This window comes from Flavobacterium aquidurense (genome assembly GCF_002217195.1).
Taxonomy (GTDB): domain Bacteria; phylum Bacteroidota; class Bacteroidia; order Flavobacteriales; family Flavobacteriaceae; genus Flavobacterium; species Flavobacterium frigidimaris.
The window spans coordinates 139,244-147,076 of the sequence record NZ_MUGR01000028.1 but is presented as its reverse complement, the minus strand read 5'-3'; the positions used below and the strand labels follow the sequence as shown (position 1 = coordinate 147,076).

Sequence of the window (7,833 nt, the reverse complement as noted above, 5' to 3'; positions counted from 1 at the left end):
GTTATAATTTAACATCAAATATAATTAATGCGGAAATTGATGAATTTAATGAGTTCTATGAAATAGGAAAAATACAAAATAACAAAACAAAAAAAAGTATTCAAGAAAATCTCAATCATTTTACATCTAAAAATGGAGTAATCAGTGGAACCGATTTACAAAAAAATTGGTTTCCAGAAGTTAAATCGCATATTTTTTTATCTCATTCACATAAAGATGAAAAGATAGCAATAATACTTGCAGGAATTCTTTATGAAATTTTTAATATTGAAACATTTATAGATTCTAATGTTTGGGGATATTCTAACCATATTTTAAAACAAATTGACAATACATATTGTAAAAATACTGGCCAAAATACATATAATTACGATAAGCGAAATTATTCCACAAGTCACATAAATTTAATATTATCTACAGCTTTAAATAAAATGATAGATAATTCAGAATGTATATTTTTTTTGAATACTCCAAATTCTATTACCCCAGCTTCAATAATAGATAAAACTACGTCACCTTGGATATTTTCAGAGATTGCTACAACGCAAATTATAAGAAAAGTACCCCCTAAAAGATTAAATATAAAGGATAGCAAATATTCAGCACAAATGAAGGCTTTAAACGAAAATTTAAAAATAGAATATGATATAGAATTATCGCATTTAACAAATTTAAATGAAAACACATTATGGGAATGGTTCAAAAAAGATTGTAACTCACCAGAAAATGCTCTCGATCAATTATATTCTTTAACTCCCCTATCAAATAAATTCTTATAAACAAACAATTTAAACATGTATAAAGGCTTTAATTTATCACTAAATTCAAAAGAACTTTCAAATTTTCAACATTATTATAAAATAGGAGAAGAAAATTATCTAAAATTAAAGAAACCGATAGATAATAATTTTAGAAAATTTTTATTTTCTCCCACTACTATTGACGGAACTGAATTACAAGAAAACTGGTTTCCAAATTTAAATGCAGATATATTTATATCTCACTCTCATGATGACAAACAGTTAGCAATAGCTTTTTCTGGTTGGCTTTATGAAAATTTTGGACTTATCGCTTTTATTGATTCTTGCCTTTGGGGATCTTCAGATAATCTCCTACAAGGGGTTAATGACAATTATTCTGTACAAAATTTATCGCCAAAACTTTATTCATATTCAGATGTAAATTATGCATCAAGCCATATTCACATGATGCTAATGAATGCTTTAACAATGATGATTGACAAATGTGAATGTTTTATAGTTATAAATACACCAAATTCTATACAAAAATACGAAACCCTTAATAAGAGTGAATCTCCTTGGATCTACAATGAAATCGCTCTTTCAAAATTTATTAGAATCAATATTCCTGATCGTTTTAAAATTATAATTGAATCAAAAACTTTTAGTGCGGAAAAGGATACGCCCCAATTAAAAATCAATTATAATCTAGATCTAGATCATTTAACAAAAATAGATTCAACTTTTTTAGCAATGTGGCTAAAAAAACATCCTACAAATGAACTCGAAGCACTTAATTATTTATATAAACTAAAATAAAAAATGGAAGACAAATTAAAACATCTAGAATTTATACAGAATGTAATAACTCGTATGAATACAAATTCTTTTCTAATTAAAGGTTGGGCTGTAACACTAGTTTCTGCATTATTTGCTTTAGCTGCAAAAGATTCGAATGGAGATTTTGCTATCTTATCTTATATAGTTATTCCATCCTTTTGGATTTTAGATGCGTTTTTTATTTCTCGAGAAAAATGTTTCAGAACCTTATATAAGATTGTTTCTGCAAAAACAGGTGGGATTGATTTCAAAATGAGTATAGAAAATTACAATAATGGTAAGAATACTTGGTTAAACGCTATCTTTAATACTACCCTTATTGTATTTTACGGAGTTATTGTAGTTGTGACAATTATCATCATGAAAATAATATTTAAATGATGGTAATAAGATTGATTAAAAATTCGCTAAGAGATATAACAAAATTCATAGATAAGATAGCAAATCCTCACAGTGAATAACAAAGACTTCTTGAACATTAAAAAAAATACTCAAAAAAATAATCAAATGGAAAATAATGAAAGAATTAAAGTTTTTGTTACCTATAGTTGGGATAATGAAGAACATAAAGAAAAAGCGATAGCGTTTACAAATTTTTTAAGAGATAATGGTTTTCACGCTGAAGTAGACAAAATGCTAGTACAAAACGAAACAGCAAAAGATTTTAAAGTAATGATGCATAAAGGTATGACAGATTATCAAAAAGTAATTGTTATCCTTTCCGAAGGTTATAAAAAAAAAGCAGAAGAATTTATAGGTGGAGTCGGAACTGAATACACACTTATTTTAAAAGACATTGAAGTTAACCCAAACAAGTATATTTTAATATCATTTGAAGGACACAACGATAATATAGCACCATTATTTTTTAAGTCTAGAGAAATAATTGACTTTAGTAAAGATAATGAAGGAGAAAAACAAAAACTCTTCGCAAAATTACTCGACAAAAAACTTTATGAATTTTCAGAAGTCGCTCCTAAATTACCAACAATAGAAACAAGTAAAATACCTTCATTATTTGCAGAAAAAAACAAGGTAATTATCTCGGATATTAAATTAGTCTCAAATACTGGAACTTCATCCTATTTTTATCAATTACTTAAATACATTGAATTAGAGTTAAATATATCTTTTGTTAATCTAAGTGAAAGTGTTATAAATGAGTATAACGTTGAGATTCACTATCCAAAACAAATTGTCTCCTATGAAGTAGATGGTAGAATAGAAGGTGATTATAAAATAATAAACATAGAAAAGTCAGATAGAATTTTTTCAAATCAAACAACATCAATTAAACTTGAAAAAATAGTGATTCGTAATTATACAATAAATGAGATTATAAGTAAATCAATAATAATTAAGATTTATACAGAACATGGGGTATTTGAAAAAACATTTCCTCTAAATGATTTCTTAGTAAAAGATTTTAATGGAGTTTCTAAAAAATTGGACTCTAGTTTATTTTTAGCCAATTAAACAAAAAATATATTTACAAGATTTGCCAATTCCCCAAGCTGGCGCGAGCGTCCCGCTCGTGAACGCAACCAGATCGCGCGGATATACCTTCTAGTTCGATAGCGCGGATTTGCAATCCGTGCCCGTAACGATGAGACACAATACTTTGTATTTTTAAAAGATGATTATCTTTGCGGGCACGGATTACAAATCCGCGCTATCGGGGCTTTGATTTTTTAGCAGATATTGCTTATAATAAAATATGAAAATTAGAAAACAAAAAATGTTGAAAACAACATTAAAAACAAAATAGAGCAGATATTTTTTTTCAATTCGACAGAACAGATCTGTTTAATATGACAAAAATTAAACTATTAAAGATATAAAATAATTATATGAAAAATACTTCTGAAATTAAAGTTTTTGTAACATATAGTTGGGATAATGAGGAACATAATGAAAAAGCTATAGCATTTACTAATTTTTTAAGAGATCATGGGTTTCATGCTGAAATAGATAAAATGTTGATACAGAATGAAACTGCAAAAGATTTCATAACTATGATGCATAGAGGAATGACAGATTACAGTAAGGTAATCATTATTCTATCTGAAACTTACCGAAAAAAAGCAGAAGAATTCAAAGGTGGGGTTGGAACTGAATATTCACTTATACTAAGAGATATTGAAACAAATTCAAATAAATATATTTTAATATCATTTGAAGGCTTTAATGATAAGATCATTCCTTTATTTTTTAAATCTAGAGAAATTCTAGATTTAAGCAAAGGAAATGAAAGAGAAAAGGAGAAACTATTTGCAAAATTGCTTGATCAAAAACTCTATGAATTTTCACCTGTAGCACCTAAATTACCTTCAATTGAAACAAAGAAGGCAAATTCTTTATTTCAGAAAAGTGGTATAAACCTTTCTGATAAAAAACCAGTTCAAGAAAGTCTAAAAAAGATTTTTAAAATAGAATTAACGAAAGATTTCGAATGTAAACAAAGCGATCTAATTCTTGCAGATTATTTTACTCAAATTAAAGACTTATTCAATGAAGGAAAATCATATGAAATTGAATTTGAAATCGAAAATATAAGTGAAATATATCGAAAATATGAAGAATTAAAAAAAATAGAAAATCCTAATGAAAATGACTTGAAGGCAAAAAATCAATACAGAAAATTTTTAGATGCATGCTTTTATTATGGAAAAGAAACAATATACAATAAATTAAAAGAGGTAACTGAAAATATTATAATTTATAGTTACAACAAGTATGCATACATTTACAATATAGATGAAGTTGTTATAGCTGTACAAAATAGTGTTAAGTATTTTGCTACAAATCCCAAAATTAAACAAGGAAAAGGTTTTGATATTTTTGAAGATGAGAATAATTGGAGCTTTAAAATATATTTAGATGAAAAGGAAATACTAAAACTTCTAAGTACTTTAGGCATAAAAGATCCCTCAATTTCTAATAATTATATGTTGCTAACTAGATTAGGAGGATTGGATGTCCACGATTTAAATCATGAAATATTAATTAGAGAAGCTATCCCAAAACAAGCATTTTCATATGTTTATAATAATATTTCATCAGAGAAAAAAGACGACTACTTTAAAATTGGTAATTGGAAATTAGGACTAGCATAAATATAAATGACCCCGCTCTACGAAGTATTTTCATAAAAAGCTACCCCTGCTAGCGCGAGCGTCCGCTCGTGAGCACAAGCCATGCAAATAACAAAAATATAAAAACTATGAGTGCACGAGCGGGACGCTCGCGCTAGCCGAAGAACATAAAACAAAAAAACTCAATCATTACGCTAATCCTAAACAAGAATTCATACAAATGGATTTTTTACAAATAATAGTGGGTCGAATTTTATTAGAGTATTTAGGAGCATCAGTTAGGTTTCTGTATGTAAACTTACGATGTTTACTAAACGACGATGACTTTACAACATTTTCAGGCATATGGTCACCAACGGGCAGCAACAAAAAGAAGGAAGAAAACAGCTCTTTAAATCATATGATTGGAGTTATATTCCTGGGAGCACTTATACTTCTCTTAATTATTTTTAATACGTAAGATTGATAGCAATGGAATCTTATTTTTAATCAGACTTCAAACCCATCTTATGCAAATCATCCAACAATTCCATTTCCTGATCAGGTAAAAGCTGCAATGCAATTTCAAGCAAAGTCACCACATTAATATCTGTATCTGATTCAAAAAAAGCCAAACTTCTGGCTTCCTTATTCATTAAAACGATACTTGATTTCAGAAGATCTGAAACCATTGAGTTTAATTCGTTATAACCGGAAACTTTTAGCGTTACACTAAACGAATTATCACCCTTATTCTCTGTTTTTAGGGTGTTGAATTTATTGATTCTATTCATTGATTCTAAAAATTCTGTGACTTGTTTTGTTTGTTGGCTTTCCATGATTGAATCTTATCTAGTTACTATTTTTCATCAAAACGAAATTACAAGTAATAGATTACTTTTAGGTGATTGTATACAATCGGTTGTATACAACTGATTTAAAATGAAAGCTACAAGAAAATATCTTTGCCGCTTTTTACATTTGTAAAGAGAAAAAAATCAATCTTTGTGTAAACGAAAGTCAAAACGTTAAATACAGAATGGGAATCCGCTCTTCAACACAATACATTATGAAAAAACTATACTTCAACCTTTTATTACTAACGCTTATTCCGGTGCATTCCTTTTGCCAACAAAAACAAGTTAATTCTTCTTCGATTAAGGAAGAGATAATAATTGGAGATCACGAAGACGGAAAAATTGAAGACGGCAAATATAAATGCAACTTATTCGATTGGCAAATTGAAATTCCGGAAGGCTTTACAATAACATCAAAAGAAAGAACAAAAGAATTAGAAGACAAAGGTTACGAAGCTATGAAGGAACATGCCACAGAAGGAAAAAATGTTACCCGATCCAGTACAACCTTAATCAGTTTTGAAAAAGACAAATACAATATTTTTAGCGCCAATTACGAGTCTTTAATTGGTAAAAAAAAGATGACATTTGACGAATACAAAGCCTTTATGTTTCAATTACTCGAAGAAACCTATTCTGGTAAAGGACTAAAATATGACATTGCAAAAAGTGATTTAAAACTAGGGAAATATGACTTTAATAAAATTTTAGTTCATCTGTACCATCCTAAAACTGACGCACTAATTTTAACTCAGGAATTTTACAGCTCTTACATAAACAACCATTTATATACGGCCGGCATCAATTATCAAAGCGAAGATTTAGGGTATATTATGAGTTACAATTTTATCAAATCTTTTAAATAAATTCATTATTCCCCCGCTGGCGATGGCGTCTCGCTCGTGAACGCAAGCCATATCAATAACAAAATAATATAAACTATGAATGCACGATCGGGTCGTAATAACCATGACAATAATCCCTAACGAAATGAGAGAAAAAACCAAAGCATATTAGTTATTTATCTATCATTGATCTTTCATTAAAACCTGAAGTTTTAGGTAAAATGAGAACAGGAGATTTTGTTTATCTTCACAAAAAAAGCAACAAAAACTACCTTCACAAAAGATGAAAAAAATTATATTTAAGTTTTGGCTAATTAATTTTCTGATAAGTGCTGTATTATTTTTAACCTATCATGTAGTGATTGCAGCAACAAAAACGATCGATGGAAATTTATTTGAAAAATTGATGCAGATTTTAGAACTGTATTTAAATATAGGTTTTGCATTTATATATTTTATTACGATGGTTATTTCTTCTTTTGTACTTCTTCTTAATTTGGTAGAAAAAATCAGGAATAATTTCTATCTATCACTTCTGACATTTTTAGGAATACCACTATTTTGTTTTATTTTTATCATCAGTAATCTATTGATTGATATTCGCATACAGAATTTTACGATTCTGACAACGCTTGCCATTTTTTCAACAATTGGTATGTTCCTTACCACAATACAATTTTTATTGTTCAGAAAAACAATCAACAAAATCCAGGTTCAATAAATACAAACTGCTGCCAATACGAGTTTTACAACAGACAGGCTGATGTAAAAAATTCAACCGCAGTTTTTCAATTGAACTTTAATAACAATATTGGCTTTACGCTTCGCTTTTCTGACCGGCCGCAAAGCATCAAAACATTAGCCGGCAATTGAGCAGAATGCAGAAAAACAAAAACCATAATTATGAAAATCAAATTTTTAGTTTTGCTTTTAATTCTTTGTAGTTGTGAAACCAAATCAAAAAAAAGTGTTTCTAACGACTCCATAACAGAAAAATCTGTTGCGGAGAAAATTGGAATCGAAAATCGAAAGTTTTTCGTTGGAGACATTAATAATGATAAAGTTAATGATACTGCGTTTGTAAATTATAAATGGAATGAGGAAACAAATGAAGTTGAGTGTGGAGAAAAAATTTGCTATGTAGCTATTAAGTTTAAAAGAAATATTCCAACAATACGTCTTGAACAATCTTTAGTAGGAGTTTGGGTTATGAAAACCGAAGATATCAATCATGATCATGCAAATGAAATTCTAATTTTTTCCAGAACAAATGAAGGCTGGTGGAAAAACATTTCGGTTTGGTCCTATAAAAATGGTACTTGGCATGAAATTGCAAAAACAAATGGGTTTATATCTGATGACAAAGATTTTGAAAATCGAATAATAAAAGAAAAAGGAAAATACTATTTAATTGGACAAGATAAGTGGACAGAAGATGAAAATGGTGATTTCAAAGAAATTAAAATTAAGTTATAAA

General features: G+C 28.4%; 9 protein-coding genes. 8 read left to right on the top strand and 1 reads right to left on the bottom strand.

Features of this window, described 5'->3' with window-relative positions:
* The 5 genes from B0A67_RS25005 to B0A67_RS15545 form a co-directional block, all read left to right on the top strand.
* The coding region (locus B0A67_RS25005) for a hypothetical protein (protein ID WP_089069547.1) at positions 1 to 779 on the top strand (779 nt) is incomplete at its 5' end.
* A gap of 15 nt (positions 780 to 794) precedes the next feature.
* Positions 795 to 1,559 carry a hypothetical protein gene (locus tag B0A67_RS15560; RefSeq protein ID WP_072956403.1) on the top strand — a complete coding sequence of 255 codons (765 nt, stop codon included), beginning with the start codon at positions 795 to 797 and terminating at the stop codon, positions 1,557 to 1,559.
* 3 nt (positions 1,560 to 1,562) lie between these two features.
* Positions 1,563 to 1,961: a hypothetical protein gene (locus B0A67_RS15555; RefSeq protein WP_072956407.1), complete on the top strand. Its 399-nt coding sequence runs from the start codon at positions 1,563 to 1,565 to the stop codon at positions 1,959 to 1,961.
* Positions 1,962 to 2,087: 126 nt separating this feature from the next.
* The gene (locus B0A67_RS15550; protein WP_072956410.1) at positions 2,088 to 3,056 is read left to right on the top strand and encodes an SEFIR domain-containing protein; all 969 of its coding nucleotides are present in this window, start codon (positions 2,088 to 2,090) and stop codon (positions 3,054 to 3,056) included.
* A 374-nt stretch (positions 3,057 to 3,430) separates the two neighbouring features.
* On the top strand, positions 3,431 to 4,696 hold the full coding sequence (locus B0A67_RS15545) for an SEFIR domain-containing protein (RefSeq protein WP_072956413.1): 1,266 nt from the start codon (positions 3,431 to 3,433) through the stop codon (positions 4,694 to 4,696).
* A gap of 464 nt (positions 4,697 to 5,160) precedes the next feature.
* Here B0A67_RS15545 and B0A67_RS15540 read toward each other — a convergent pair whose 3' ends face one another.
* On the bottom strand, positions 5,161 to 5,493 hold the full coding sequence (locus B0A67_RS15540) for a hypothetical protein (protein WP_072956415.1): 333 nt from the start codon (positions 5,491 to 5,493) through the stop codon (positions 5,161 to 5,163).
* Between the two features lie 230 nt (positions 5,494 to 5,723).
* Between B0A67_RS15540 and B0A67_RS15535 the strand changes: the two genes are divergently transcribed.
* The 3 genes from B0A67_RS15535 (at position 5,724) to B0A67_RS15525 (ending at position 7,832) form a co-directional block, all read left to right on the top strand.
* A complete protein-coding gene (locus tag B0A67_RS15535) occupies positions 5,724 to 6,377 on the top strand; it encodes a hypothetical protein (protein WP_123887418.1) in 654 nt (217 codons plus the stop codon).
* 262 nt (positions 6,378 to 6,639) lie between these two features.
* The gene (locus B0A67_RS15530) at positions 6,640 to 7,077 is read left to right on the top strand and encodes a hypothetical protein (RefSeq protein WP_072956421.1); all 438 of its coding nucleotides are present in this window, start codon (positions 6,640 to 6,642) and stop codon (positions 7,075 to 7,077) included.
* A 182-nt stretch (positions 7,078 to 7,259) separates the two neighbouring features.
* Positions 7,260 to 7,832, top strand: coding sequence for a hypothetical protein (locus tag B0A67_RS15525; protein WP_072956425.1), 573 nt, complete (start codon positions 7,260 to 7,262; stop codon positions 7,830 to 7,832).
* Position 7,833: the final 1 nt, after the last annotated feature.

Coding starts and splice junctions, on each gene's coding strand:
- B0A67_RS15530 (WP_072956421.1), top strand. CDS start 6,640: ATGAAAAAAATTATATTTAAGTTTTGGCTAATTAATTTTCTGATAAGT.
- B0A67_RS15540 (WP_072956415.1), bottom strand. CDS start 5,493: ATGGAAAGCCAACAAACAAAACAAGTCACAGAATTTTTAGAATCAATG.
- B0A67_RS15535 (WP_123887418.1), top strand. CDS start 5,724: ATGAAAAAACTATACTTCAACCTTTTATTACTAACGCTTATTCCGGTG.
- B0A67_RS15560 (WP_072956403.1), top strand. CDS start 795: ATGTATAAAGGCTTTAATTTATCACTAAATTCAAAAGAACTTTCAAAT.
- B0A67_RS15550 (WP_072956410.1), top strand. CDS start 2,088: ATGGAAAATAATGAAAGAATTAAAGTTTTTGTTACCTATAGTTGGGAT.
- B0A67_RS15525 (WP_072956425.1), top strand. CDS start 7,260: ATGAAAATCAAATTTTTAGTTTTGCTTTTAATTCTTTGTAGTTGTGAA.
- B0A67_RS15545 (WP_072956413.1), top strand. CDS start 3,431: ATGAAAAATACTTCTGAAATTAAAGTTTTTGTAACATATAGTTGGGAT.
- B0A67_RS15555 (WP_072956407.1), top strand. CDS start 1,563: ATGGAAGACAAATTAAAACATCTAGAATTTATACAGAATGTAATAACT.